The sequence below is a fragment of the Streptomyces indicus genome (genome assembly GCF_900100315.1).
GTDB lineage: Bacteria > Actinomycetota > Actinomycetes > Streptomycetales > Streptomycetaceae > Streptomyces > Streptomyces indicus.
Map to the genome: position 1 here is coordinate 282,124 of NZ_FNFF01000002.1, position 23,743 is coordinate 305,866.

At 70.3% G+C, this 23,743-nt stretch carries 22 protein-coding genes; 6 read left to right on the forward strand and 16 right to left on the reverse strand.

The genetic code is table 11. The annotated features are described in order from the left end of the window. Window positions 1-106: 106 nt before the first annotated feature. The 3 genes from BLT97_RS07775 (at window position 107) to BLT97_RS07785 (ending at window position 1,959) form a co-directional block, all read left to right on the forward strand. Window positions 107-652 carry an LOG family protein gene (locus BLT97_RS07775; protein ID WP_093608023.1) on the forward strand — a complete coding sequence of 182 codons (546 nt, stop codon included), beginning with the start codon at window positions 107-109 and terminating at the stop codon, window positions 650-652. Window positions 653-703: 51 nt separating this feature from the next. Then, entirely contained in the window at window positions 704-1,030 is a 327-nt protein-coding gene (locus BLT97_RS07780; protein ID WP_245769204.1) for a DUF427 domain-containing protein, read from the forward strand. Between the two features lie 131 nt (window positions 1,031-1,161). Continuing rightward, window positions 1,162-1,959 carry an alpha/beta fold hydrolase gene (locus BLT97_RS07785; RefSeq protein WP_093608341.1) on the forward strand — a complete coding sequence of 266 codons (798 nt, stop codon included), beginning with the start codon at window positions 1,162-1,164 and terminating at the stop codon, window positions 1,957-1,959. Between the two features lie 35 nt (window positions 1,960-1,994). Here BLT97_RS07785 and mnmA read toward each other — a convergent pair whose 3' ends face one another. Further along, the gene (gene mnmA / locus BLT97_RS07790; RefSeq protein ID WP_093608025.1) at window positions 1,995-3,122 is read right to left on the reverse strand and encodes a tRNA 2-thiouridine(34) synthase MnmA; all 1,128 of its coding nucleotides are present in this window, start codon (window positions 3,120-3,122) and stop codon (window positions 1,995-1,997) included. Between the two features lie 170 nt (window positions 3,123-3,292). On the opposite strand from mnmA, the gene BLT97_RS07795 reads away from it, so the two are divergent. Further along, complete coding sequence (locus BLT97_RS07795) at window positions 3,293-3,988, forward strand: N-acetylmuramoyl-L-alanine amidase (RefSeq protein WP_176953712.1); 696 nt, start codon at window positions 3,293-3,295, stop codon at window positions 3,986-3,988. 15 nt (window positions 3,989-4,003) lie between these two features. Here BLT97_RS07795 and BLT97_RS07800 read toward each other — a convergent pair whose 3' ends face one another. From BLT97_RS07800 to BLT97_RS07870, 15 genes are all read right to left on the reverse strand, one after another. Continuing rightward, window positions 4,004-5,167, reverse strand: a complete 1,164-nt coding sequence (locus BLT97_RS07800) for a cysteine desulfurase family protein (RefSeq protein ID WP_093608027.1) — start codon at window positions 5,165-5,167, stop codon at window positions 4,004-4,006. Window positions 5,168-5,366: 199 nt separating this feature from the next. Beyond that, window positions 5,367-6,221, reverse strand: a complete 855-nt coding sequence (locus BLT97_RS07805; RefSeq protein ID WP_093608342.1) for a thioesterase family protein — start codon at window positions 6,219-6,221, stop codon at window positions 5,367-5,369. A gap of 79 nt (window positions 6,222-6,300) precedes the next feature. Further along, entirely contained in the window at window positions 6,301-6,963 is a 663-nt protein-coding gene (locus BLT97_RS07810) for a trimeric intracellular cation channel family protein (protein WP_093608028.1), read from the reverse strand. 70 nt (window positions 6,964-7,033) lie between these two features. Next, complete coding sequence (locus BLT97_RS07815; RefSeq protein ID WP_093608029.1) at window positions 7,034-8,161, reverse strand: ABC transporter ATP-binding protein; 1,128 nt, start codon at window positions 8,159-8,161, stop codon at window positions 7,034-7,036. Next, the gene (locus BLT97_RS07820; protein ID WP_093608030.1) at window positions 8,158-9,240 is read right to left on the reverse strand and encodes an ABC transporter ATP-binding protein; all 1,083 of its coding nucleotides are present in this window, start codon (window positions 9,238-9,240) and stop codon (window positions 8,158-8,160) included. The genes BLT97_RS07815 and BLT97_RS07820 overlap by 4 nt, the downstream gene beginning before the upstream one ends. Next, window positions 9,237-10,247, reverse strand: coding sequence for an ABC transporter permease (locus BLT97_RS07825; protein ID WP_093608031.1), 1,011 nt, complete (start codon window positions 10,245-10,247; stop codon window positions 9,237-9,239). The genes BLT97_RS07820 and BLT97_RS07825 overlap by 4 nt, the downstream gene beginning before the upstream one ends. A gap of 117 nt (window positions 10,248-10,364) precedes the next feature. Continuing rightward, window positions 10,365-12,131, reverse strand: coding sequence for an ABC transporter substrate-binding protein (locus BLT97_RS07830; protein WP_093608032.1), 1,767 nt, complete (start codon window positions 12,129-12,131; stop codon window positions 10,365-10,367). Window positions 12,132-12,210: 79 nt separating this feature from the next. Continuing rightward, window positions 12,211-13,209, reverse strand: a complete 999-nt coding sequence (locus BLT97_RS07835) for an ABC transporter permease (protein ID WP_093608033.1) — start codon at window positions 13,207-13,209, stop codon at window positions 12,211-12,213. Between the two features lie 244 nt (window positions 13,210-13,453). Continuing rightward, window positions 13,454-14,863: an ABC transporter ATP-binding protein gene (locus BLT97_RS07840; protein ID WP_093608034.1), complete on the reverse strand. Its 1,410-nt coding sequence runs from the start codon at window positions 14,861-14,863 to the stop codon at window positions 13,454-13,456. Next, window positions 14,860-15,897, reverse strand: a complete 1,038-nt coding sequence (locus tag BLT97_RS07845; protein ID WP_245769205.1) for an ABC transporter ATP-binding protein — start codon at window positions 15,895-15,897, stop codon at window positions 14,860-14,862. The genes BLT97_RS07840 and BLT97_RS07845 overlap by 4 nt, the downstream gene beginning before the upstream one ends. 6 nt (window positions 15,898-15,903) lie before the next feature. Then, entirely contained in the window at window positions 15,904-16,866 is a 963-nt protein-coding gene (locus BLT97_RS07850; protein WP_093608035.1) for an ABC transporter permease, read from the reverse strand. A 1-nt stretch (window position 16,867) separates the two neighbouring features. After that, the gene (locus BLT97_RS07855) at window positions 16,868-17,872 is read right to left on the reverse strand and encodes an ABC transporter permease (protein WP_093608036.1); all 1,005 of its coding nucleotides are present in this window, start codon (window positions 17,870-17,872) and stop codon (window positions 16,868-16,870) included. 105 nt (window positions 17,873-17,977) lie between these two features. Further along, window positions 17,978-19,651, reverse strand: coding sequence for an ABC transporter substrate-binding protein (locus BLT97_RS07860; protein WP_093608037.1), 1,674 nt, complete (start codon window positions 19,649-19,651; stop codon window positions 17,978-17,980). Between the two features lie 268 nt (window positions 19,652-19,919). After that, window positions 19,920-20,690: an enhanced serine sensitivity protein SseB C-terminal domain-containing protein gene (locus tag BLT97_RS07865; protein WP_093608038.1), complete on the reverse strand. Its 771-nt coding sequence runs from the start codon at window positions 20,688-20,690 to the stop codon at window positions 19,920-19,922. Between the two features lie 216 nt (window positions 20,691-20,906). After that, window positions 20,907-21,689, reverse strand: coding sequence for an enhanced serine sensitivity protein SseB (locus BLT97_RS07870; RefSeq protein ID WP_093608039.1), 783 nt, complete (start codon window positions 21,687-21,689; stop codon window positions 20,907-20,909). A gap of 226 nt (window positions 21,690-21,915) precedes the next feature. Here BLT97_RS07870 and BLT97_RS07875 point away from each other — a divergent pair, with 226 nt between their 5' ends. Together BLT97_RS07875 and BLT97_RS07880 are read left to right on the forward strand one after the other, a co-directional pair. Beyond that, window positions 21,916-22,923 carry a hypothetical protein gene (locus BLT97_RS07875; RefSeq protein ID WP_093608040.1) on the forward strand — a complete coding sequence of 336 codons (1,008 nt, stop codon included), beginning with the start codon at window positions 21,916-21,918 and terminating at the stop codon, window positions 22,921-22,923. A gap of 95 nt (window positions 22,924-23,018) precedes the next feature. After that, on the forward strand, window positions 23,019-23,723 hold the full coding sequence (locus BLT97_RS07880; RefSeq protein WP_093608041.1) for a hypothetical protein: 705 nt from the start codon (window positions 23,019-23,021) through the stop codon (window positions 23,721-23,723). Window positions 23,724-23,743: the final 20 nt, after the last annotated feature.

The window sequence follows — 23,743 nt, forward strand, 5'->3', positions numbered from 1 at the left end:
GCGTTCTCCGCACGGCCCGCGATCCGGGACGGGCCCGCCTTCCCGCGTACGGCCCGCGATCCGGGACTCCCCGCGCCGCGCCGCGTGCCGGGCGTACGGTTGCCGCATGAACATCTGCGTCTTCCTCTCGGCCGCCGACCTCGACGAGCGCTACACCCGCCCGGCCCGCGAGTTCGCCGAGCTGCTCGGCAAGGGCGGGCACACGCTGGTGTGGGGCGGGTCCGACGTGGGCCTGATGAAGGTCGTCGCGGACGGGGTGCAGGAGGCGGGCGGCCGGCTGCTCGGCGTCTCCGTGGAGTTCCTCGCCGCGAAGGCGCGCCCGGTGACCGCCCCGGACGAGATGCTCGTGACGCGCGACCTCGCCGAGCGCAAGGCGCAGCTCCTGGAGCGGGCCGACGCCGTGGTCATCATGGTGGGCGGCACCGGCACCCTCGACGAGGCCGCCGAGATCCTTGAGCTGAAGAAGCACGGCCACACGACGAAGCCCGTGGTGCTGCTCAACACGGCTGGTTTCTACGACGGGTTGAAGCAGCAGTTCCGCCGCATGGAGGACGAGGGCTTCCTGCCGGTCCCGCTCACCGACCTGGTGTTCTTCGCGGAGGAGCCGGTGGGCGCGCTCGCGTATCTGGAGGAGTCGCGCGGCGTCGCCTAGCCCGCACACTCCCCCATGGAGTATTCCACCGACCGCCGAGGAGGACGCACAGTGAGCCAGGGACACACGATCACCGTCGAGCAGGGCACGCAGCGGGTGCGCGTGGTGCACGACGGACAGGTCGTCGCGGAGAGCGACCGCCCGCTCGTGCTGCGCGAGACCGGCTGCCCGGTGCGCTACTACCTGCCGCCGGAGGACGTCCGTACGGACCTGCTGACCGCATCCGAGACCCACACGTTCTGCCCGTTCAAGGGCACCGCCTCCTACTGGTCGCTGCCCGGCAGGCAGGACACGGTCTGGGCGTACCCCGACCCGAAGCCCGAAGTCGCCGCGATCAAGGGGCACTTCTGCTTCTACGAGACCGAGGAAGCCTCGTAGAAGAATTTCCGGCGACTCGGCATCGACTGAACTCGCAGGTCAGGGCGGGTGGTTGAGGGAGTCTCCGGGATCCGCCGAAGTTTTTCGCGGCGCGGCGATGAGTTCCGGTGACGGCCGGAGTCTGCACCGTCATGGACACCCTTGGAAAAGTTCTGTCGGCCGACGGAACCCCCATCGCCTACGAACGGTTCGGCACCGGTGGCCCGGTCGTCATCCTCGTCGCCGGCGCCCTGTGCACCGGCATCACCGAGGACCGGCCGCTCGCCGAGCGGCTCGCGTCCCTCGGCTGCACAGCGGTGACGTACGACCGCAGAGGCCGGGGCAACAGCGGTGACACCCTGCCGTACGCGGTCGCCAGAGAGGTGGACGACCTCGCCGCGGTCATCGACTCCGTGGGCGGCCGCGCCGCCCTGCACGGCAACTCCTCGGGGGCCGCGCTCGCCTTCGAGGCGGCGGCCTGCGGCCTGCCGGTGACCCATGTGTCGGGCTACGAACCGCCGTTGACACTCGACGAGATCGGCGTCGCGGCCCGCCAGGAGCAGGCGGACCGGCTGCGCGCGCTGCTGGCCGAGGGCCGGCGCGACGCCGCCGTGGCGCACTTCATCTCGGGCACCGGCGCACCGGCCGAGGTCATCGAGCAGCTCAGGCGCTCGCCGCTGTGGGACGAGTGGGAGGCGCTCGCGCCGACGATCGCGTACGACTACGCGGTGCTCGGCGACAGCCTCGTGCCGGTCGACCGGATCTCGCAGATCGACGTGCCGCTGCTCGTGGTGAACGGCGCGGCGAGCTTCGAGTGGATGGGCGCCTCGGCCGACCTGGTCGCCCGTTCGGCCCGCGCGGGCCGCCACCTCACCCTGGAGGGGCAGACCCACATGGTGGACCCGGACGTGCTTGCGCCGGTGCTCGCGGGGTTCTACGCGCACGCGTGAGGGGCGGCAACTCCCCCGCCCGAGAGGGGAGTTGCTCAGACCGCCGCCGTCGCCCGCGTGGTGGCGGCGATGGTGGCCGAGCCGACCACGCGCGTGCCGTCGTACAGGACGACCGCCTGACCGGGCGCCACGCCGCGTACGGGCTCGTCGAAGACCACACGCAGCTCGCCGTCCACGAGCTCGGCGGTCACCGGGGTCTCGTCGCCGTGCGCCCGCAGCTGGGCGGTGTAGCGGCCCTCGCCGACGGGTGCGGTGCCGCACCAGCGCGGCTTGATCGCGGTCAGCGCGGTGACGTCGAGCGCGGCCGCGGGGCCGACCGTCACCGTGTTGTTCACGGGCGAGATGTCGAGCACATAGCGCGGCTTGCCGTCCGGCGCGGGCGTGCCGATCCTGAGGCCCTTGCGCTGGCCGATCGTGAAGCCGTACGCACCCTCGTGCGTACCGACCTTCTCCCCCGACTCGTCGACGATGTCGCCCTCGGCCTTGCCGAGCCGGTCGGCAAGGAAGCCCTGGGTGTTCCCGTCGGCGATGAAGCAGATGTCGTGGCTGTCGGGCTTCTTGGCCACCGCGAGCCCGCGGCGCTCGGCCTCGGCGCGGATCTCGTCCTTGGTGGTGACGGTGTCGCCGAGCGGGAAGAGCGCGTGCGCCAGCTGCCGGTCGTCCAGGACGCCGAGCACGTACGACTGGTCCTTGGCCATGTCGGAGGCGCGGTGCAGCTCGCGCGTGCCGTCCTCGCGGGTGATCACCTGCGCGTAGTGGCCGGTGGCCACGGCGTCGAAGCCGAGCGCGAGCGCCTTGTCGAGCAGCGCGGCGAACTTGATCTTCTCGTTGCAGCGCAGGCACGGGTTCGGGGTGCGCCCCGCCTCGTACTCGCTGATGAAGTCCTCGACCACGTCCTCGCGGAAGCGCTCGGCGAGATCCCATACGTAGAAGGGGATGCCGATGACGTCGGCGGCGCGGCGGGCGTCGCGGGAGTCCTCGATGGTGCAGCAGCCGCGGGCGCCGGTGCGGAAGGACTGCGGGTTCGCCGAGAGCGCCAGGTGGACGCCGGTCACGTCGTGGCCCGCCTCGGCGGCGCGGGCGGCGGCGACGGCGGAGTCCACACCGCCGGACATGGCGGCGAGGACACGGAGGCGGCGGGGCTCGGCAGGAGTCTCAGTCATAACCCCTCCAGGGTAAGCCGGAACCAATGGCCGCCTTCCACCCGTTTCTCTGTACGGAGATCAGCGCGGCTCCATCAGGAGACGAGCACAGCTCCCCCGGGAGACCAGCGGGTCTCGATACGGACATCAGCAAGACATCAGCACGGCATCTGTGAAGAACGGGGGTGGCCGTGGGCCAGGACCGGGCCAAGGGCGACAAGGGCGAGGGCGTCCCGCGCCGCGGGCTGCTCGTCGCCACGGGTGTGACCGTGGCGGCCGGGGTCAGCGCGCTCGCCTTCCGCGAGGAGCTCGGGCGGCTGTGGTGGCAGATCCCGGGGGTGGACAAGCAGCGCACCGAGGGCGAGGTGGATCAGCCGGGAGCCCGCTGGGTGGCGGCCTCGGCGGCCAATCTGCGGCTCGCGGACCGGCCGGCGGACTACGAGATCGACAAGATCGTCGTCCATGTGACCCAGGGCAGCTATGCCACGGCGATCAAGGTGTTCCGCGACCCGGCGCACGCGGCGGCCGCGCACTATGTGATCCGCGCCAGGGACGGCGAGATCACGCAGATGGCGCGCGAGCTGGACGTGGCCTTCCACGCGGGCAACCGCTCGTACAACGAGCACAGCGTCGGCATCGAGCACGAGGGCTTCGTCGACCGGCCCTCGTCCTTCACCAAGGCGATGTACGAGTCCTCGGCGCGCCTGGCCGCGGACATCTGCGGGCGCTACGACATCCCGATCGACCGCGAGCACATCGTCGGCCACAACGAGGTCCCGGGCGCCACGCACACGGATCCGGGGCCGCACTGGGACTGGGACCGGTACATGGAGCTGATCCGGAGGGCGGCGAGCCGGCCGAAGTCCACGACCGCTGCCGAGCGGTGAGCCCGGCCGCCCGGCTCAGCTGAGGCCGGCCGCCCGGGCCCGTTCCACCGCCGGGCCGATCGCCTTCGCCACCTCGTCCACGTCGGCGCGGGTCGAGGTGTGTCCGAGGGAGAAGCGCAGGGTGCCGCGGGCCAGGTCCGGGTCGGTGCCGGTGGCGAGCAGTACGTGGCTGGGCTGGGCGATGCCGGCCGTGCAGGCCGAGCCCGTGGAGCAGGCGATGCCCGCCGCGTCGAGCAGCAGCAGCAGGGAGTCTCCCTCGCAGCCGGGAAAGGTGAAGTGGGCGTTGGCCGGGAGGCGGTGCTCGGGGTCGCCGCCGAGGATCGCGTCCGGGACGGCCTCGCGTACGGCCTCGATCAGCGCGTCCCGCAGGCCGCCGATCTCCGCGGCGAAGCGCTCGCGGCGCTCGACGGCGGTCTGCGCGGCCACGGCGAAGGCGGCCGCGGCGGGCACGTCGAGGGTGCCGGAGCGGACCTGGCGCTCCTGGCCGCCGCCGTGCAGCACGGGGACGGGGGTCTGGTCGCGGCCGAGCAGCAGCGCGCCGATGCCGTACGGGCCGCCGATCTTGTGGCTGCTGACGGTCATGGCGGCGAGTCCGGACGCGGCGAAGTCCACGTCGAGCTGGCCGAAGGCCTGCACGGCGTCGGAGTGCAGCGGGATGCCGAACTCCTGGGCGACTTCGGCGAGTTCGTGCACCGGCATGACGGTGCCGATCTCGTTGTTGGCCCACATGACCGTGGCGAGGGCGACATCGTCGGGGTTGCGCTCGATCGCCTCGCGCAGCGCTTCGGGGTGCACCCGGCCGTACGCGTCCACCGGCAGGTACTCGACCGTCGCGCCCTCGTGCTCGGCGAGCCAGTGCACGGCGTCGAGCACGGCGTGGTGCTCGACAGGGCTGGCGAGGACGCGGGTGCGCGCGGGGTCCGCGTCGCGGCGGGCCCAGTACAGGCCCTTGACGGCGAGGTTGTCGGCCTCGGTGCCGCCGGAGGTGAGGACCACCTCGCTGGGCCGGGCGCCGAGGGCCGCGGCGAGGGTCTCGCGCGCCTCCTCGACCGTGCGGCGGGCCTGGCGGCCGGCGGCGTGCAGTGCGGAGGCGTTGCCGACGACGGTGAGCTGGTTCGTAAGCGCCTCGATCGCTTCCGGCAGCATCGGGGTGGTCGCGGCGTGGTCGAGATAGGCCATGGTGCGTTTGATTCTACGAGGCGGTGGGTGGGGGTATGTCCGGCGCACGGGTGCAGGGCCGTTGCACCTGCGGCGGGCTTTACCCCCTCCCCGCCCCTTCCCGCTGTATTGATTTGCGGCTCCGCCGCGGGCGGGGGCTCCGCCCCGGACCCCGCATCCGGCCTCCGGCCGGATCTGCTCAAACGCTGCAGGGGCTGAGTTACCGCCCCAACGGCGTGCGCGCCAACTGGCGCGACTGGGCCACCAAGCGGTCGGCGCTGTCCCAGACTTCGGCGTCCTCCTCCAGGAAGCCGCCGGCCAGGTTGCGGGTCGAGATGGCGATACGGAGCGGGCCCGGCGCGGGGCGGCAGCGGACGTGGACCGTGAGCTCGACCGTGGGGACCCAGCCCTGGATGCCGAGTTCGAAGGCGGTGGGCGGCAGGGCGTCGACCGCGAGGAGCAGGGACAGCGGGTCCGCGTCGCGGCCGTCGGCCAGGCCGAACCACGAGCGCATCTCGCCCTTGCCGGAGGGCGCGCCGAGCGCCCAGCCGAGCGTGGCCGGGTCCAGCTTCAGCCAGAGCCGGTCGGTGATCGCGGTGCTGCCCTTGATGGGCGCCGGGGCGTCCTGCGGGCCGAAGCACTGGTCCACGGGCGGGATGGCGGGCAGGGCGGCGGAGGTGCGGACGTCGTCGGGGAGCGCGTCGAGGTCTCCGTACGAGGCGAGGACGCGGATGCGCTCCACCTCGCGGCCCTCCTCGTCGTACTGGAAGAGCGAGGCCTGGCCGGTGGAGAGGGTGCGGCCGCTGCGGACCGTCTCCGTGCGGATGACGGCCGGGCCCGGCTGCGAGGCGGTGAGGTAGTGCGCCGAGACCGTGAACGGGTCCGGGTGCGGCAGCGCCTGGCCGAGCGCGCGGCCGATGACGGCGAGCAGGTAGCCGCCGTTGACGGCGTTGATGATCGTCCAGCCGGCGGAGAGCTCGGTGTCGTACACACCGGGCTCGCGCAGGGTCACCGCGGTGTCGCGGTCGAACTCGCTGTCGCCGATGGTGGCCTGTGCGGACGTTCCCTGAGTCATGTCGTGCACGGTACATCAGGTTGCTACTGAGCGGTAGCTTTGTGTCGGGGTACGCAGGCCCGGCTGCACGGCAGACCGGTCAGGCCGTCTCCTCCTGCGCATGCGACCTGCGGTTCCACGCCCGCGGTGCCCGCCAGTGGTAGCGCATCGCGAGCAGGCGCAGGACGAAGGCGGTGATGACCGCGGTGCCCATGGTGAAGGTGTTGAGGGCGTCGTAACGGATGCAGAGCACCACGATGCCGGCGCCGACCATCGCGGGCACCGCGTAGAGGTCGCGGTCCCAGCGCAGCAGCGAGGGCACCTCGTTGGCGAGCACGTCGCGCAGCACGCCGCCGCCGACCGCGGTGGCCAGGCCCAGGGCCGCCGACGAGGTGAGCCCGAGCCCGTACTCGTACGCCTTCGTGGTGCCGGTGACGCAGAACAGGCCGAGGCCGGCCGCGTCGAAGGTGTTCACCGCACGGTTGATCCGCTCGACCTGGGGGTGCAGGAAGAAGACGAGCGCCGCGGCGAAGAGCGGGGTCACGAAGTAGCCGAGGTCCGTGAACGCGGCGGGCGGCACGGCGCCGATCATCAGGTCGCGGAAGAGTCCGCCGCCGAGGGCGGTGACCTCGGCGAGCACGGCGATGCCGAAGACGTCGAAGTTCTTGCGCACGGCCAGGAGCGCGCCGGAGATCGCGAAGACGAAGATGCCGGCGAGGTCGAGGCCGTGTTGGACGGAGGGGGAGAAGAGGTCGTGCAGCACGGTTCATTGTGACGTGCGGGAGGGCGCGGTCCTGCCGGAGCCGGGCCGTCCCGCACGACCGATGAGCCGGTCAGCCGGGTGGCGCGCCGTCCGCCGCCGGCACCTCACGGGCGTCCTCGGCCGGTGTCCCCGCCAGTGGTTCCGTGTCCGTGGGGACCTGGTCCGGTGCGTTCTCCGGGTGGTGGCAGGCCACGCGGTGCGACGGGGCCAGCTCGACCAGCGGCGGCTCGGTGGACTTGCAGACCGCGGTGGCCTTCCAGCACCGCGTGTGGAAGCGGCAGCCGGACGGCGGGGAGATCGGGGAGGGCACGTCGCCGCGCAGCAGAATCCGCGACGCGCGGGCCGATTGGCGGCGCCTGGGGTCGGGCACCGGGACCGCCGACAACAGCGCTTTGGTGTACGGGTGCATCGGCCGCTCGTACAGCGGCTGCCGGTCGGCGAGTTCGACGATCTTGCCCAGGTACATCACCGCGATGCGGTCGGAGACATGGCGGATGACCGAGAGGTCGTGGGCGATGATCACGTACGTGAGACCGAGCTCATCCTGGAGGTCGTCGAGCAGGTTGACCACCTGGGCCTGGATGGACACGTCGAGGGCGGAGACCGGCTCGTCGGCCACGACCAGGCGCGGTTTGAGGGCGAGCGCGCGGGCGATGCCGATGCGCTGGCGCTGGCCGCCGGAGAATTCGTGCGGATAGCGGTTGTAGTGCTCGGGGTTGAGGCCGACCAGCGAGAGCAGGTCCTGGACGCTCTTCTTGACCCCGCCCTCGGGGGTCACGCCCTGGAGCCGGAACGGCGCCCCCACGATCGTGCCGATCGTGTGCCGCGGGTTCAGGGAGGAGTACGGATCCTGGAAGATCATCTGGACGTCTTTGCGTAGCGGGCGCATCTCGCCCACGGACAAATGCGTGATGTCCTTGCCCTCGAACTCGATCCGCCCGCCGGTCGGTTCGAGCAGCCGGGTGATCAGCCGGCCCATGGTGGACTTGCCGCAGCCCGACTCCCCCACCACGCCGAGGGTCTCGCCCTGGCGGACGTCGAAGGAGATGCCGTCCACGGCCTGCACCGCGCCGACCGTGCGCTGGAGCACCCCCTTCTTGATGGGGAAGTGCTTGACCAGTCCCTCGACCTTGAGGAGCGGTTCGGTCGTCGCGGGGGCATCGGTGCGCTTCGTCAGGTCCGTCGCATCGTCGCTCACAGCTTCGGCTCGACCTCCTCGGTCCAGATCCGGGTCCGCTCCTCCTGCGGCAGATGGCAGGCCGTGAAGTGCCCGCTGCCCACGGTCTCGCGCAGCTCGGGCCGTACGGTGCGGGTCACGTTGTCCTCGGGGATGTCGGCGTACGGACAGCGCGGGTGGAAGGGGCACCCGTCGGGGACGTTGATCAGGCTGGGCGGGGTGCCGCGGACGGGGACGAGGCGTTCGGTCTGGGCCCGGTCGATCCGCGGCATCGAGCCCAGCAGGCCCCAGGTGTACGGGTGTTGGGGGGACTCGAAGACCTGCTCGGCCGTGCCCCGCTCCACGCACCGGCCCGCGTACATCACCAGCAGGTCGTCCGCCATCTCTGCCACCACGCCCAGGTCGTGGGTGATCACGATGACGGCGGAGCCGAACTCCTTCTGCAAGTCGCGGATCAGGTCCAGGATCTGCGCCTGCACGGTGACGTCGAGCGCGGTGGTCGGCTCGTCGGCGATGAGCAGTTCGGGGTTGTTGACCAGGGCCATCGCGATCATCGCGCGCTGGCGCATGCCGCCGGAGAACTCGTGCGGATAGCCCGCGTAGCGCTTGTGCGGTTCAGGGATGCCGACGCGGTCGAGCATGTCGATCGCGCGGGCCTTCGCCACCGCCTTGGACACCGGGTGGTGCACCCGGTAGGCCTCGGTGATCTGCGCGCCCACCGTGTAGTACGGGTGCAGCGCGGAAAGCGGGTCCTGGAAGATCATGGCCATCTTGCGGCCGCGCTGGCGGCGGACGAAGTCCTCGCTCGCGGCGATCAACTCGTCGCTGTCCAGCCAGACTTCACCGGTGATCCGGGCCCGGCGCGAGCGGTGCAGGCCCATGATGCCGAGCGAGGTCACCGACTTTCCCGAGCCGGATTCGCCGACGATGCCGAGGGTGCGTCCGCGCCGTACGTCGAAGGAGATCCCGTCGACCGACTTGACCAGGCCGTCGTCCGTGTCGAAGTGGATGCGCAGATCCCGTACGGAGAGGAAGACGTCGTCCTCGGTCCGCGGACCCGGCACCGACGAGCGGCCCACGGTGGATTCGAGTTCGCTCACGAGTACCTCACCCGGGGGTCGATGGCCGCGTACAGCAGGTCCACGATCAGGTTGCAGAAGACGATGAAGAACGCGGCGACCAGCGTGACGCCCATGACGATCGGCAGATCGCTGTCCTTGACGGCCTGCACCGCGTACGCGCCCATCCCCTGGAGCGAGAAGACCTGTTCGGTGATGATCGCGCCGCCCACGAGGAGGCCGAAGTCCATGCCGAAGATGGTGACGATCGGGGTGAGGGCCGCGCGCAGACCGTGCTTGGTGACGACCTTGGACTCGCGCAGTCCCTTGGCGCGGGCCGTGCGGATGTAGTCCTCGCCCATCGTCTCCAGCATTCCGGCGCGGGTGAGCCGGGCGTAGAGTGCCGAGTAGAGGAAGGCGAGGGAGCACCACGGGATGATCAGGTTCCAGAACCATTCACCGGGGTCCTCGGTGATCGGGATGTAGTCCACGCTCTCCCAGATCGGCCACTGCGAGGTGAAGAGCGCGAGGCCGAGCAGACCGGTGAAGAAGATCGGCAGCGAGACGCCGAGCAGCGCGACGGTCATCGCGAGGCGGTCCACGAAGGTGCCGCGATTCAGGGCCGAGATGACGCCGATGGTGACGCCGGAGACCACCCACAGGACGGCCGCGCCGACCGCGAGGGACAGGGTGATCGGGATGCGCTGGGTGATCTCGGGCCAGACCTCGACATGCGTCTTGAACGAGTAGCCGAAGCAGGGGGCGTCGCAGGTCGAGGCGTCGGGGCCGAACTTGTACTCGGCGCCCACGAAGATCGCCTTGATGAAGTCGGCGTACTGCACGATCAGCGGCTGGTCGAGGCCGAGGTTCTTCTTCACGGCCGCGACCGACTCGGGGTTCGCGTCCTTGCCGACGTACTGCACGGCCAGCTCGTCGATCGACTGGCCGCCGAGCCTGGGCACGAGGAAGAAGATCGCGAAGGTCACGGCGCTGACGACGAACAGGAGCATCAGCGCGGCGAAGAGCCGGCGGATGAGATACGCGGTCACAGTGGCGCGGCGCGGGCGCCGCCGGACCGGGTCCCTTCACCCGGCCCGGCGGACGCCGATGCCTTCACCTGCCTTTCCGAATTCCCTTGAGCGGACGGGGAGTTGGCGCAGGCGGCGCTACTTCTTGGACGTGCTGAGCAGCAGGTAGTCGTACATGCCCAGATACGCCTGGGTGACCGTGACGTTGGTCGCCGAGTCGGGGCGGTAGAGCAGGTTCTTGCGGTAGATCAGCGGCACCGCGGAGGCGGTGTCCATGACCAGCTTGTCGACCTCGCCCCACTTCTTGGTGCGCTCTTCGGCGTCCGTCATGCCGATGCCGTCGGCCAGGGCCTGGTTGACCTTGGGGTCGTCGAGCTCCATCAGGTTGTTGCCGCCGGAGGGCTTGATCGCGGAGCCGTTGACGATCTGGTCGAGGAAGCCGAAGCCGGTGGGCCAGTCGGCGCCCCAGGCCATCATCATCAGGCCGAGCTTGTGCTCGTGGACGTAGGACGGGTTGCCCGCGAAGTTGGCGAAGTACTTGCCGGAGGGGAACTGCTTGATCTCGGCCTTGATGCCGACCCGCTCCAGGGAGGCCTTGATGGCGGTGGCCATGGCGATCTCGTCCGGACGGTCGGAGCGCGCCGAGAGGTTGGTGGTGAAGCCGTTCGGCTGGCCGCAGGCCTTCAGGTGCTCCTTGGCCTTGGCCTCGTCGCCCTTGTTGCCCTCGCTCGGGTACGTGTCGAACTTCGTGTAGCCGTTGACCGACGGCGGGAGCAGCGTGGTGGCCACGTCACCCTTGGTGTCGCCGCCGAGCGCCTGCTGCACCGAGGCCTTGTCGACCGCGTACTGGACGGCCTTGCGGCACTCGATGTTGTCGAACGGCGCCACCTTCACCGACATCGCCAGATACGAGGTCGCACCGGCGTACGGGTTGTCGGTCTGGTTCTTCTCGGAGGCCTTGAGGACCTTCGGCTGGGTCTTGGACTGCACGCCGGTGCCGGCCGCGTCCACGGTGATCTGGTCGTTGAGCAGGTGCTGGTCGACCGTGGTCGGGTTGACCTTGAACTTGACCTCGATGCGGTCGGGGAGCGCCTTGCGGACCGGGTCGGTCTTCTGGTCCCACTGCTCGTTGCGCACGAGGACGGCGCTGCGGCCCTCGTTGTACGACTCGAACTTGTACGGGCCCGAGGACACGATGTTCTGCACGTACGACGCGCCCTTGTCCTTGGCCTGCGGCACCGGGGCCGTCTGCGAGAAGGTCGCGAGGTAGTCGAAGTCCGCGAAGGGCTTGTTGAGTTTGAAGACGATCGTGTGGTCGTCCGGGGTCTCGATGGACTTGATGCCCTCAGGGCTCTTGTCCTTGTACGGACCCTTGTACTTGTCGCCGCCCACCAGGTACGCCTTGAAGTAGGTCGGCCCGTTGGACAGCGCCTCCGGCGCGAAGTTGGAGCGCTGGATGGCGTACTTGACGTCCTTGGACGTGACCTCGGTCCCGTCCTCGAACTTCACGCCCTTGCGCAACTTGTACGTCCAGGTCTTGGCGTCCGCGCTCGGCTCGCCGAGCGACTCGGCGAGGTCCGGCACGACTTCGAGGCCCTCGGCGCCGGCGGCCGGCTTGAAGGTGGTGAGCGTGCGGCCGTACAGGCGCGAGAAGTTCTGCACCCAGCCGTAGTACGTGTTGCCGGGGTCGAGCGAGTCGGGAACGTCGGAGTGCTCGTACTTGACCGTGCCGCCCTTCTCGGAGGACTCGTTCACGATCGACTCGAGTGCGGCGTCGGCGACGGCGTTGCTCTTGCCGTTCTTCTTGTTGCCGTCACCGTCGTCGTCGGAGCCGCCGCATGCGGACGCGGTGAGCGCGAGGGTCAGTGCCGTCGCGAGAACGGCCGTGACTTTCTTGGTCTTCATGCTGAGGCTGCCTCCTGAATCGCTGCCTGCAGGTGCATGTCGCTGCCGTGAGCTGCATGTCGCTGCCTGGGGACGTGGACTATTTGCTCCGGGGGTCGAGGGCGTCGCGCAGCCCGTCCCCGAGAAGGTTGAAGGCGAGGACGGTGATGAAGATCGCGAGGCCGGGCACGAACATGTACTGGAGGTCGGCCTCGTAGCGGTCCGCGGCGTCCGTGAGCATGCCGCCCCACGAGGCCTGCGGCGGGGCGATGCCCACGCCGAGGAAGCTGAGCGCGGCCTCGAAGAGGATGTTGGTCGGGATGAGGAGCGTGGCGTACACGAGGATCGGCGCCACCAGGTTCGGCATCAGCTCGCGGAAGATGATGAACGGGCCGCGCGCGCCGAGCGAGCGCGACGCCTCCACGAACTCCCGCTCGCGCAGGCTCATCGTCTGCGCCCGGACGATCCGGCCGATGTAGGGCCAGGCGAAGAAGCCGATGACGAAGATCAGGACGGCGATCCGCAGCGGGAGCCCCGTCAGCCCCCAGAAGCCGTCCTGCACCGAGGCCGAGAGCGAGATCGCGAACAGCAGCAGCGGGAACGCCAGGAAGGTGTCCATGAGCCGGCTGACCACACTGTCGACCCAGCCGCCGTAGTAGCCGGCGACCACACCGAGGATCACGCCGATCAGGACGGAGACCAGGGTCGCCCCAACCGCGACGAGCAGCGAGACCCATGAGCCCTCGATGACACGGGCGAGCAGGTCGCGCCCGAAGCCGGGGTCGACACCGAGCGGGTGCTCCCAACTCATCCCGCCCCAAGGCCCCTTGGGCGCCTGGAGCGCGGGGTCGACGAGGTCCTGGTTGAACTTGTTCGGGTCCAGGTCGAAGACCGCCTGGATCGGCTTGGCCAGGGCGGCCATGAGCACGAGACAGACCACGACGATGCCCCCGGCCACCGCCGCCTTGTCGCGCTTGAACCGGGTCCAGGCGATCTGGCCGAGCGAACGGCCCTCGATCTGGCTGCGCCCGGCTCCGGCGAGCACGGCTTCCGGCTGCGCCTCGGCGCTCGCCGATGTGGTCTCGATTGGTGCGGTCACGCGCGTCGGACCTCCCTCTGAGATGGGGATTGGCCTGAACATTCGCTTGCCTTCGGGGAGTGTTCATTGTGATCAAGATCACGCGCCAGAGGGCGGCCAGGAAGTTTGCGCAACCGTAATTCCTGTGCTGGGAGCACCGGTTGGGCGCAGAGGTGTCATGAGCAGCACGAAGCCCCCGGGAGAATCTCTGGGAGATCCCGGGGGCTTCTGTGGTGCCGGTCGGGGCCGGCGGGGTGTGACGGTGTTACGCGCCGCGCGCGCTGGAGTCCTTCGCCGATTCTGTCGAGTCGGTTTCGGCCGGGGTGGTTTCGGCCGGGTCGGTTTCGGCCGGGGCGGTTTCAGCCGGGGCGGCGGACTCGGGGGTTTCGTCGGCGCCGGAGGCGGGGGCCTCGTCCGCGTCGGAGGCCGAGGTCTCGTCCGCGTCCGAAGCCGGAGCCTCGTCCGCGTCGGAGGCGGCCGGTCCGGATTCCGTTTCGGATTCCGCTTCCGCCTCGGACCGCGCGTCCGCCGGCGTGACGTCGGCGTCCCCGTCCGCCATCGCCTCCGCGTCCTCCGCCTCCAGAGCCGCCTTGGTCCCGGCCGACTTGGCCACGGCCTCCTCGACGGCGTCCTGCTCCGTACGGGCCGCGGGCACCACGGCCGCGCGCTCGGTGCCGATCTGGAGCAGGCCGGACTCGATGTCCTCCACGAAGTGGCAGGCCACCCGGTGGCCTTCGCCGACCTCCCGGAGCTGCGGACGCTCCTCCTTGCACTTGGGCTGGGCCCAGGGGCAGCGGGTGTGGAAGCGGCAGCCGGACGGCGGGTTGGCGGGCGAGGGCAGGTCGCCGGTGAGCAGGATGCGCTCGCGCGCCTCCTCCACCGTCGGGTCCGGAATCGGCACCGCCGACATCAGGGCCTTGGTGTACGGGTGCTTCGGCGCCGCGTACAGGTCGTCGCTCGGCGCCTCCTCGACCAGCGAGCCCAGGTACATCACGCCGATGACATCGGAGATGTGCCGGACGACCGCGAGGTCGTGGGCGATGACGACGTACGTCAGGCCCAGCTCCTCCTGGAGCTCGTCGAGCAGGTTGACCACCTGTGCCTGGATCGACACGTCGAGCGCGGAGACCGGCTCGTCGCAGATGATCACGTCCGGCTCCAGGACCAGGGCGCGCGCGATGCCGATGCGCTGACGCTGACCGCCCGAGAACTCGTGCGGGTAACGCGACAGGGCGTTGGACGGCAGCCCCACCTTGGCGAGGATCGCGCGGATCTTCTCGCGCCGCTCCTCCTGGTTGGCGCCGATGCCGTGCGCGGCCATGCCCTCGGAGAGGATCGACTCGATGTTCTGGCGCGGGTTGAGGCTGCCCAGCGGGTCCTGGAAGACCATCTGGAGCCGGCGCCGCATCGTGCGCATGTCCTTGTCGGGCAGCGAGGCCAAGTCCGTGCCGTCCAGGACGACTTCACCGCTGGTGATGTCGACCAGGCGCAGCACGGCACGCCCGAGGGTGGTCTTGCCGCAGCCCGACTCCCCCACGAGGCCGTAGGTCTGGCCGGCCTCGACCTTCAGGGAGATGCCGTCGACCGCGTAGACGTAGCCGACCGTGCGGTCGACGAACAGGCCCTTCTTGATGGGGAAGTGGACCTTGACGTCGTTCAGTTCGAGGAGGCTCATGCGTTCTTCCCTCCGTGTGCCGTCACGGTGGCGTCGCCGGCGTCGAGCGTGGCGATCTCGACAGGCTCCCGTACGGGGTTGACGCACCGGACCTGGTGGCCGGCCGCGGCGGGCTCGGTCAGGGCGGGAGTGCCGGTCAGGCACTCCATCGTGTAGTAGTCGCAGCGGGGCGCGAAGGCACAGCCCTCGGCCCAGGCGATGCGGTCGTTGATGGACCCGCGGATCGGCTTGAGCGGCTCGCCGCGCGGCGCGTCGAGCCGCGGGATCGATTCGAGCAGGCCGTGTGCGTACGGGTGCATCGGGTGGGCGAACAGCTCGTGGCGGTCCGCGGATTCCACCACCTTGCCCGCGTACAGCACGTTGACCTGGTCGCACAGGCCGGCGACGACACCCAGGTCGTGGGTGATCATCAGGAGCGCGGTGCCCTCCTCGTCCACCAGCTCCTTGAGGAGCTCCAGGATCTGCGCCTGGATGGTGACGTCGAGCGCGGTGGTCGGCTCGTCCGCGATCAGCAGGCGCGGGGCGCAGGCCACGGCCATGGCGATCAGCGCGCGCTGGCGCATACCGCCGGAGAGCTGGTGCGGGTACTCCTTGAGCCGGCGGGCCGGGTCCGGGATGCCCACGCGGTCGAGCAGGTGCGCCGCTTCCTTGCGGGCGGCCTCGCCCTTCAGGCCGCGGTGGCGCTGGAGGATCTCGGTGACCTGGATGCCGATCGGCACGACCGGGTTCAGCGAGGACAGCGGGTCCTGGAAGATCATCGCCATCTGGCTGCCGCGCATGTCGCGGAGTTCGCGCCGGCTCATGGTGAGCAGGTTGTTGCCGTCGAAGTCGGCGCGGCCGCCGAGCTTGACGCCCTTGTCGGGCAGCAGGCCCATCAGGGCGAGCGAGGTCACGGACTTGCCGCAGCCCGACTCGCCCACGAGGCCCACGACCTGGCCCTGGTCGACGTCGAAGGAGACGCCGTCGACCGCCTTGGACTCGCGTCCGCGGGCGCCGAAGGTGACGGTCAGTTCGTCAACGGAAAGCAGTGCCATGGCAGATCAGCCTCGCAACTTCGGGTCGAGCGCTTCTCGCATGGCCTCGCCGAGGAGCGTGAAGCCGAGGGCGGTGATGATGATCCCGACCGCCGGGTAGACCGCCATCATCGGCGCGTGCTCGAAGAAGCGCTGCGCCTGGGAGAGCATGACGCCCCACTCGGGGACCGCCGGGTCCGGGTTGCCGAGGCCGAGGTAGGACAGGGCCGCGGCTTCGATGATCGCGGTGGCGAGCGAGAGCGTCGCCTGGACGATCACCGGGCTGAGCGAGTTCGGCAGGATGTTGGTGACGACGATGCGGCGCTTGCGGATGCCGAGCGACTGGGCCGCGAGCACGTAGTCCTTGCTGCCCTGCGCGAGCATCGAACCGCGCAGCAGACGCGCGAAGATCGGGATCTGCACGACACCGACGGCGATCATCACAGTGGTCAGGGACTGGCCCATGACGGCCGCGATGGAGACCGCGAGGAGCAGCGACGGCAGCGCCAGCATCATGTCGACGACACGCATGATGACGGTGTCGATCTTCTGCCCGAGCCGGCCGCCGAGCGTCGCCGCCGCGCCCGACGCGGCGCCGATGACGGCACCGACGATCAGACCGATCAGCATCGAGACGACACCGACGAGCAGGGTCTGGCGGGCGCCGATCAGGAAGCGCGAGAAGGTGTCGCGGCCGAGGTGGTCGAGGCCGAACCAGTTCCCGCCGCGCGGGGAGTCCACGAACTTGCCCTGGTTGACCAGGACTTCGCTCTTCCACGTCAGCGCGGTGGCGCTGTGCGGGGCGAGCCACGGCCCGACGATCGCCATCACGATGAACACGGCGATGATGGCGGCGCCGATGATGGCCATCTTGTTGGTCTTCAGGCGCCGGAAGGCCTCGCGCCACAGGCTGGCACCGCTGGTGGTCTCGTTCTGCGCGGTGAGTTCGGCCAGCCGGTCGATCTTGGCCGTTTTGGTGCTGGTGGTCATGTCAGTGCACCCGCACTCTCGGGTCGATGAGGCTGTACGCAAGGTCGACCAGCAGGTTGATCAGCACGTAGATCATGGCGATGAACATGATGAAGCCGACGAGCACCGGGTAGTCGCGGGCGTCGATCGCGGTGCGGATGAAGGAGCCGATGCCGCCGAAGGTGAACACGGACTCGGTGAGCACGGCACCGGAGAGCAGCGAACCGGTCAGCAGACCGATGGCGGTGATGACGGGCAGCAGCGCGTTGCGCAGGATGTGCCGGCCGCGGACGACCTTCTGCTCGAGACCCTTCGAGACGGCCGTGCGGATGTAGTCCTCGCCGACCACTTCGAGCACGCTGGCCCGGGTCATCCGGACGATCACGGCGAGCGGGATCGAGGCCAGGGTGATGGCGGGCAGGATCAGGTGCATGATCGCGTCCCACGTGGCGTCGAACTCGCCCGTGAGGATGCCGTCGAGTGTCGCGAGCCCGGTCACGCTGGTGGCGTCGATCCCGGTGGACAGACGTCCGTACGACGGGAAGATGCCCAGCTCCACCGAGAAGATCCCGCGCAGGATCATGGCGAGGAAGAAGACCGGGATGCAGATGCCGACCAGCGAACCCGAGACGCTGGCCACGTCGAGCCAGCCGCCGCGCTTGCGGGCGGCGAGGTAGCCGAGCGGCACACCGACGACCACCGCGATGATCATGGCGGCGATGGAGAGTTCGACGGTGGCCGGGAAGCGCAGCGTGAACTCGTCCCAGACCGGCTGACCGGTCTGCGTGGAGGTGCCGAGATCGAGCTCGGCGATGCGCTTGAGGAACCGCCAGTACTGGACGTAGACCGGCTGGTCGAGCCCCAACGCCCGGTTGATGCGCGCCACATCGGCTTCGGTCGCCCGCTCGCCCAGGATCGCTGAGGCGGGTCCGCCGGGCAGTCGGTTCAGCCACAGGAAGAGCAGAACCGACAGGCCGAGCAGGGTGGGTATGAGCTGTAGCAGTCTGCGTATGACAAGTCGCAACACCCCGCGTGCCCCTTTCTGAGTGTTTCTACGTGGATCTGTGTGGGGAGATGCAGGTCCGCCCGGCCACCTGAGGTTCTGTGGCCGGGCGGACCCTGCGAGGTGTGCTTACTTGAAGGAGACCTCGGCGAAGTTCTCCTGCGTCAGCGGGGAGACCTTCGGCGGGTTCACGTTCTTGCCGAAGGCGATCGCCGGCGGCGAGGACGAGATCGGAACGCCCGGGACGTAGTCCATGAGCGCGACGTTGGCGGCCTCGTACGCGGCGACGCGGGCGGCGGGGTCGCCCTCCTTCGAGCCGGCGTTCACGGCCTCGAAGAGCTTCTTGTCGTCGAAGCCCCACTGCTTGGACTTCGCGGCGAACCAGGTGCCGATGAAGTTGAAGCCGTCGTTGAAGTCACCGGTCCAGCCCAGCATGTGCAGGGCGCAGGCGCCGGCCTCGGTGGCGTCGGTGTAGTCCGGGTTCCACTTGAGCGGCTTCGGGGTGACCTTGATGCCGGCCTTCTCGAGGTCGTTCTTCATGAGCTCGAAGAGGTCCTGCGGGTTCGGCATGTACGGCCGGGTGACCTCGGTCGGGTAGCAGAACTCGATCTTCAGGTTCTCTTCGCCGGCGTCCTTGAGGAGCGACTTGGCCTTCTCGGTCGAGTGCTCGTACTTGGCGACCTTGTCGGTGTGACCCGCGATGGTGTCCGGCATGAACTGCGTCGCGACCTTGGCGCCCTCGGGCAGCTGGGTCTTGACGAGGTTCTCGCGGTCCAGGGCGTGCGCGATGGCCTTGCGGACCTCGGGCTTCTTCAGGGCCGGGTTCTTGCCCTGCGACATGCCCACGTAGAGCAGGTTGAAGACGTCACGGGTCGGGACCTGGAAGCCCTCGCCCTCGAGGGTCTTCACGTCGGCGGGCGAGACGAGGTCGTAGCCGTCGATGTCACCGGCACGAAGGGCGTCGCGACGGCCTTCCTCGGTGTCGATGGTACGGAAGACCAGGTTCTTGACCTTGGCCTTCTCGCCCCAGTAGTCGTCGAAGCGCTCGAGCGTGACTTCCTTGTTGCCCTTGTTCCACGACTTGTACTTGTACGGGCCGGTACCGGCGAGAGCACCGGCCTCCTGGCTGTACTTCGGGTACGTGATCGCGTCGTCCTTGGCGGTGGCCTCCTGGCTCGCGAAGGTCTTGAGCGACTTCGGCGAGTGGATGGCGAGCGCCTGCAGCGAGAAGCCGCCGGGCAGCTGCGCGGAGGGCTCGTTGACCTCGATGACGGCGGTGTTCTCGTCCTTCGCGGTGCAGGACTTGTAGTTCGCCTTCGGCGTCTCCTTGTCCTCGTTCTTCGCGAAGCCGCCCATGATGGTCTGCCAGTAGTAGGAGACCGCCGAGTTCTGGTACGTGCCCTTCCAGTTGAACCAGTAGTCGTAGTTCGCGCAGACGGCCGCGGCGTTGAACGCCTCGCCGTCGTGGAACTTGACGCCCTGGCGCAGGTTGAAGGTCCAGACCGTGCCCTCCGGGTTGGAGGACCACTTCTCGGCGAGGCCGCCGACCATCTTCGAGCCGCCCGGCTCGTGCTCGATCAGCGCCTCGAAGGCCTGACGCGTGACGCGGAAGGTCTCACCGTCACTCGCGAGCGCAGGGTCGAGAGAGGCCGGGTCGCCGGCGCCGGCGAAGACGAACGTGTCGTCCTTGCCCTTGCCTTCGTCGCCGCCCTTGTCGCGGTCGCTGCCGCACGCGGTGACGACCAGCGTGGCCGCGACGGCCGCCGTGGCCATACGCGCACCACGGGATTTCAGTATTCGCATTGCTCCACCCCTGAGTTCGGCGAATGCCGGGATCTTGAACTGCGCCGCACACTACAGTCACCGCTCACAACGGAGAATGGTCCGCATAGCGGTGATACCTAGATGAGACCCAGGGCCCCAACAAATCGGTCACGTACGGGACATGGCGCCCCAACCAGCGCAGATTCCCTGCGATGGGGCGGATTCGCCGGTTCCGCTCACTCAGCGCCGACGGCCGCTCACCGTCAGCGGGCGCAGGCCCGTCCCGGCCGGGGGACGGGTGTGCGGCTCAGCCGACGGGCGGATACCCGTATCCGCCGCCTGCCGCGGGTCCGTGTGCCTCGCGGTCGTAGAACGGGCGGGAGTTGGCGCGCAGCCACATCGTGACCGGGTCGTACTCGTCGGACATCGCGACCGTGGAGACCGGCAGGCCGTCCGGGACGGAGGCGATGGACTGCTGCATCATCACGCGCACCGAGTCGACGGCCGCCGGGGAGGTGTCGTACACGTCGAGGCCGATCGCCAAGTACGGGGCGCCCAGCGCGGGTTGCACCCAGGCGCGGCGCAGCGAGCGGACCGCGGGGGTGCGGTGCGCGTTCTGGCTGAGCTGGGCGTAGAACTGCGGGATGTCGATGGCAGGCTCGGTCAGCCGCAGCGGTCCGGCCGGCACCTTCGCGAGTCCAGTGGCGATACGGCGCAGATCCAGCCACGGGACACCGACGCCGCCGCCCGGGGCGTGCGGGTTCAGCCACAGGCCGTAGTGGTCGGGGTAGAGGGTGTGCGCGACGTCGAGTCCGGAGACGACCTCGTGCGCCCTGTTCCAGCCGGAGGCGGCGAGCTCCTGGGCGGAGGTCACACAGGGGGCGTACGAGAAACCGTCGACCTCCATGTTCCCGTACTGGGCGTCCGGCGAGCCGGCCTGGCCGTGCCAGAGCAGCATCCAGATCCGGCCATCGGTGATGGCCTGGAGCAGCGCCTCGTACGCGTCGTACCGCCCGGGTGTCACCTGGCGCAGCATGTGCTCGACCTGCCCGGCCGCAGCCGTGCCCGACGCACTCACTCTTGACCGCCCCTTCGCCCCGTTGTCCTGCCCCGTACCGGTTCGTCCGTCACTGCGGCACGTACCGGCCCGGGCTATGTAACCAGCTTATGCGGCGGTCCTGACACCGACTTGACGCTCCCCGTGACGTAATTCGCGTCGGCCCTCGCGGCGGCGGGACGCGCGCGGCCGGATCGTACGGGGTCGTACGGATCAAGCCGCCGCGTGCGGTGGGGCTCAGGCGGGCTCGCGGCGGTAGAACGGGCGGACCTTCTCGGTCATCCAGTCGCCCACCGGGTCCTGGGCCACGTCCAGGAGGACCAGGTTCACCGGCCAGGGCGGTGCGATCCGGCCGAGCGCGCGGCCGAGGGCGTCCATCGGCAGGTTGCGGTCCGGGCCCTCCCAGTGCGCGAGTTCGACGCCGACGAAGAGCACGGGGTCGGCGGTCTCGATCGCGGCGAGACAGCGGCGCGCGGAGAGCACCACGCCGGTGGCCTCGAACTCCTCGGACGCGGCGCGCAGGAAGTCGACCGGGTCCTCCTGCCAGTCCGGCTCGTAGAGGCGTACGCGTCCGCCGCTCGCCGGCCCGTCGAGCGGGGTGCGGCCGGCCCGGCACAGTTCGGCGACGGCCGCGGGCGGCAGCGGGATGCCCACCGCGCCGTCGGGGTTCACGGCGATGCCCACCTGGGGCGGCAGGCCGCGCGCGAAGTCCACGGCGGGCGCGATGGTGAAGGACATGGCGGGCCCGGTGACCTGCGCCAACTGCTGCTGCGAGCTGAAGACCGGCACGTAGGCCTGGCCCTGGAGTTCGAGCGTCGGCACGTCGAGGTTCCGGCTGCCGCGCCCGCCGCCGTTGGGCAGCGGCACCCAGACGAAGCTGCGGCCGAGCACTTCGAGGATGCGGCCGGCCGCCGCGGGTCCGGCGCCGAGGGAGGCGGCGAGCACCTCTTCGAGTTCGTTGGCGGGCCAGCCCTGCGGTTCGCCGTACGCGCCCGCCGTCCCGTTCGCCGGAATGTCCATCTGCCCGCCCCGCCTCGCTCGTCCTGCGCGCGCACCTTGCTGCCGCGTGCGCGCCCTGCTCCTTGCCGTGTGCGCGCTCGACCCTAACGCCGTCGCCCGGCAGGCCGCCTCGTACACCCGTATGGCCACGCTCCGCATCTGTCTGGTTGCGGAGTGTGTACGGCGCTTCGAGGGTGGCCGTAACGAGCGCCGGGCCTCCGGCGACCCTTGTCGAGAGGACTTCCCAATGACGGCGCACCGGGCGAAGCCCCTGACGGCGCACCGGGTGAAGAAGGCACCGCGCAGGTGGCGCGGGACGCTGCCGCTCACGGTCGGCGCGTGTGTCTGTGCGCTGGCGCTGGGACTGCCGGGCGTGGCCGCGGCACACGCGTTCTCCGCACCGGGCCCGGACGGCACCCCGCCCGCGGCCGGTCCCGCCGCGGCCGAAAGGCCGGCCGCGCTGGAACGGCCCGCCCTGCCCGAGCGGCCCCGCAAGCCGGGCCGCCCCTCGCTCCCCGACCGCCCCTCGCTGCCGGAGCGCCCGGCCGCGCCCGAGGCGCCGTCCGTGCCCGTCGACCTCGAGGACCTGATGGAGGCGGTGGAGGGGCTGAGCGCCTCGCCGCTCACCAACCTCGGGGTGGCCGACCCCTTCTGGCTCGCGGAGATCGACCGCGAGATCGAGACCGTGCTCGGCGAGGAGGACGGCGGCCAAGGCGCCGACGACTGGCCCGTGGGCCCGGCCCGGATCAAGCTCAAGAAGGAGATCCAGCGGTTGCAGGAGGCGGCGCTCAACGGCGACGTGCTGACGGCCGCGGACGCCAAGACGAAGATCCCGAAGCTGACGGACGAGCTGCTTCAAGCCGCGGGCCTCGGCTCCTTCCTCGACCAGCTGCCGCCTCCGCCGGAGCCCGGTGAGGACGAGGCGACGGAACCGGCCGACCCGGCGGACCCGACCGCGGACGCGGGCGACACCGGCACCGAGACCGGCGCCGATGCGGAGGCCGAGGAGACCGGGGACGGCTCCACGCAACCGCCCGTGCTGCCGCCGCCGGTGCCCTCCACCCCGACCGCGCCTCCGCTGTTCCCCGGCTTCCCGCCCGCTCAGCCCGCGAAGCCGGCCGCGTTCCCGTCGCTGCCGCTCTTCCCGTCGGCGCCCACCGCCCCCTTCGGCGGTCTGCCGCCCGCACCGGCCGCCGTCCCCGGGCTGCCGGCCTTCCCGCCCGCGCCGTTCGGGGGACTGCCCAAGTTCCCGTGATCCGGCCGGAGTCCGGGTCGGCCGCGGCCGGCCCCTCGCGTTGCCCGCTCCCCCACCGAATGTCCCCCGCTCATCTCCCGAAAGGCACTCTCCCCATGCGAGTCACCAGAACCCTCACCGCCCTCGCCGTCACCGTCTCCCTGGCCGGCGGCGCCGCCGTGCTCAGCGCCTCCCCCGCCCTCGCCGCCGCGCCGGCCGCCGCGACCGCGCCGGTCGACAGCGAGACCGAGCGCCGGGTCCAGCGCAGCCTGGACGCGCTGTACGCGGCGATCGACGAGGCCGCCAAGAACGGCGCCGAGGGCACGTACGACGAAAGCCACCGCACCCAGCTCGACCACGCGGTCATGGAGCTGATCGCGGCGACCAGCGCGGTGGACCCGGAGCCGGTGGCCGAGGCGCCGAAGGCGGAGGCCGTGGACCCGAAGGAGGCGGTGGACGAGGCCACCAAGAAGCTGGAGGCCCAGGTCAAGGTCATCGTGGACGCCGCGGCCAAGGGCGATCTGGCGAAGCTGACCGCGTCGGTGGAGGTCTCCACCAAGATCGTCGTCGACCTCCTCGTGAAGGTCGGTCTCGGGCCGCTGCTCGCGAAGCTCGGCCTCGGCGACGTATCGAAGCTGCTGCCGGGTCTGACGGACCTGCTCACGAAGCCGGGCGCGCCGGTCGCGGGCCTGCCGGCCACCGGTCTTCCGCTGCCCGCGCTGCCGCTGCCTGCGCTCCCCGCCGGCCTGCCGACCGGCCTTCCCACGGGCCTGCCCACGGGCGGCCTGCCGCTTCCGCTGCCCCTGCCGCTGGGCAAGTGAGACCGGGGCCGGCCCGGTCC